The organism is Microcystis sp. M179S2 (genome assembly GCF_020245805.1).
In the GTDB taxonomy this organism is placed as follows: domain Bacteria; phylum Cyanobacteriota; class Cyanobacteriia; order Cyanobacteriales; family Microcystaceae; genus Microcystis; species Microcystis aeruginosa.
Map to the genome: position 1 here is coordinate 1 of NZ_JADBUE010000256.1, position 3,063 is coordinate 3,063.

The 3,063-nt window shown below is 38.5% G+C and carries 3 protein-coding genes and 1 pseudogene; 3 read left to right on the forward strand and 1 reads right to left on the reverse strand.

Translation table 11 applies throughout. The features are described 5' to 3' along the window. Window positions 1–135 precede the first annotated feature (135 nt). A pseudogene (locus IM500_RS15730) lies at window positions 136–369 on the forward strand (DUF433 domain-containing protein); the annotation flags it as partial. Continuing rightward, window positions 359–691 carry a DUF5615 family PIN-like protein gene (locus tag IM500_RS15735; protein ID WP_079205520.1) on the forward strand — a complete coding sequence of 111 codons (333 nt, stop codon included), beginning with the start codon at window positions 359–361 and terminating at the stop codon, window positions 689–691. The pseudogene IM500_RS15730 and the gene IM500_RS15735, both read left to right, overlap by 11 nt. Window positions 692–1,316: 625 nt before the next feature. Here IM500_RS15735 and IM500_RS15740 read toward each other — a convergent pair. Beyond that, the gene (locus IM500_RS15740) at window positions 1,317–2,198 is read right to left on the reverse strand and encodes an ETX/MTX2 family pore-forming toxin (protein ID WP_287738914.1); all 882 of its coding nucleotides are present in this window, start codon (window positions 2,196–2,198) and stop codon (window positions 1,317–1,319) included. 16 nt (window positions 2,199–2,214) lie between these two features. Between IM500_RS15740 and IM500_RS15745 the strand changes: the two genes are divergently transcribed. Continuing rightward, window positions 2,215–3,063: IS5 family transposase (locus IM500_RS15745; RefSeq protein WP_287738916.1), on the forward strand; the 849-nt coding region annotated here is incomplete at its 3' end.

Consider the following 3,063-nt stretch of genomic DNA (forward strand, 5'->3'; position numbering starts at 1 on the left):
GGAAAATTGTCTGAGCAATTTTTTGATAATTGACCACTGTTACATTTGGTAAATCGAGGAGTTGATCAAAATTTATCCACATAACCCACCTCCTGTTCTGTTTTACTATTATACCATGCTCACACAGAACCTAGAAGAGCCCGAGATATTGTCATCTGGCATGAAAAAATGGCAATGTCTCCTGATGAAATTGTTTATAATTACCCAACAATTACTTTAGCTGATGTTTATGCGGCTTTAGCGTATTACCATGATCATCGAGAAGAAATTCGCCAAGATATTGAAGCCAGCGAAAATTTTGCTAAACAGTTACAAGGGGATCAGCCTTCTTTGGTCGAAAAAATTTTAAAGGGGAATAATGGCCAATAAGCTGAAGTTTCATCTTGATGAAAGTGTCTCTAATGCGATCGCCAAAGGTTTAAGGATGAGAGGGATTGATATTACAACGTCTCCTGAAGAGGGATTAATTGGGGCTTCTGATAAAGAGCAATTAGCTTATGCTTTGTCGCAAGGCCGAGTTGTTTTCACTTTTGATGATGATTTTCTGGTTTTGTCTTCAATGGGATTGGAACATTGTGGTATTATTTATTCGCGTCAAGGTCAATCTATCGGAAAGATTATTAGCAATTTAGTTTTGATTTGGGAATGTTTAGACCCTGATTATATGTATAGAAATGTTGAGTTTTTATAAAAATCACAATTAAGAGAAAAAGGGCATATTGGGTAAGGCAGTTTACGGGATTGAATCTTTATGTTGTGATGATACCCATGACAATCCAGGCCGGTATGGGTTAGGTTTAAAACCGCAGGATTTGCTGTTTTCTAGGGTTTATCGGTTTATCAGGGCTTTTATCTGACCGATTGGGGGAATGGTAGAAATTCCCATTATTCCCGATAATATTGGTGATGAGTAACGGTAGGATGTGTTAGCGTAGCGTAACGCATATAAAACACAAAAGGCGCGTTAAGAAACGCACCCTACAAGATCAGCGATCGCACTAAATTAACAAAGCGATCAGCTAGTTCCTTTCTGTTAGTGTCACGAATCTTTCGCACTGGGTCAAAGACAAAAATCGAGCCTTACTGCATAAGGGTTTCAGAAAGCTTAATTCTAGAGTGCGAATAGATAAAGACACTAACTCCTTTCTAGTGTTCATCGGTTTATTGCTCAGGGCCTTATATCCAAACAATGGGGGAATGATAGGAATTCCCATTATCCCCGACAATATTGACGACGAATAAGGAAAGAATTTGTTGACGTAGTGTAGAAAAATAAAAACGTGCGTTAAACGCAACCATCAAGATCAGCGATCATATTATAAAGGTTTCTCCGTGACGACAGGTGAACTTAACATAGCTGTACTAGGCACGTCAGTTCCTTTAAAGGAATCAGTAACATCAAAAGTCCGAGCGATGAAATTAGTTGTTTGAGTTGCGGTCATTGTTCCCTTCAATGAAATCATTCCTTGAGAGGGATTTTGAGGATTTCTACCATACATGTAAGAGTCATCTCCAGCTGAACCATATTGATTAATCCATGAACATAATGTCCCTGCATCAACAATCCAGATGTTTTGACCATTGACAGGACTCGCAAAACAAGCTGCGGACTGCCCCGAAACAAGAATATTAGCACTATACGGTATCTGAAATTCGTTTTTATTGCACAACAAAACTACTTGGTAGATTTTTCCTTGCGGTATGGTTACAGGGATAGTCTGTGTAAATGTCTGAGTCTCACTTTTAGTTGTCGTTGTAGTATCTGTCCACGAAAAGCCATACTCAGTACTAAACTTGGTACTTACCTCAGTTTGTGCAAAAACAAGACTTCCCGTGAATTTTACATCAACTCCAACACCTATCTTAAGGGAATTCGTTGTCGAATGTGAAGATGATGTTGCGTTAGAATACTGATATGTAAGAGTAACTGTTTGATTAGGTGTTAAGCCATTGCGATTGTCAGCAATCCCAGTGGCAGCAGCAAGCTGGTGGGGTGTAAAAATAGTTTTACTTTGGTCAAAAACCAATTCACTCACCAAAGCATCAGTAAGTTTTCCGTATAGTCCTCCATTGTTATTTGGACCATTAGTAAACCATTGCCCATTCGCTGGATCCATTTCTGTGCTGAAATGATTTTGCCAAGCATCAACAACAGATCTCTTGCATAAGTCTAGACAAAATAGGATAAAATAGTCCAAGAGTTAAGATTGAAAGATGAATTACGAACAAGTAAAAACTTTAAAGCCAACAGAGTTCAAACGCTTGTGTGGCGTGTATCCAGATACATTTAAGGATATGGTAACAGTCCTAAAGGCAGAAAAAGTTTGGCAAAAAAAGACAGGTAGACCGAGCAAATTGAGTACAGAAGACCAACTACTAATAACATTAGAGTATTGGCGAGAATATCGCACCTATTTTCATCTGGGAAATAGCTGGGGTATTAACGAATCAACGGCGTATAGAATTGTTAGGAAAGTAGAGAATATTCTCATCAAATCAGGTCTGTTTAATCTACCCGGAAAAAAAGCCCTATTAGAAAGTAATAGTGAAATAGAAGTAATAGTGGTGGATGTGTCAGAACATGAGATAGAAAGACCCAAAAAAAAACAGAAATCATACTATAGTGGCAAGCAGGGATACCACACATTAAAGTCGCAAGTCGTTGCCGATCTCGCGCAGCGAGCGCGTTGCGACCAAAAAAGCGAGCAGGTAATCTGTGTCCGTTGTGAGAAAGGAAGAGTCCATGATTTTCGACTGTGGAAAGAGAGCAAAATAGGGTTAAATAAGGAAATAGAAATATTAGGGGACAAAGGCTATCAAGGGATTCAGAAAATCCATCAAAACAGTCAGATTCCTCATAAAAAAAAGAAAAAAGAAAAACTAAGTAAAGAGCAAAAAAAAGCCAACCGTCAGTTATCACAACGGCGCATAGTTATAGAACATATTCATCGTCGTCTCAAAATATTTCGGATACTTTCATCAAGATACAGAAATCGCAGACGGCGATTTGGTCTGAGATTGAATTTGATTGCTGGTATCTACAATTACGAACTTCGTTACCGA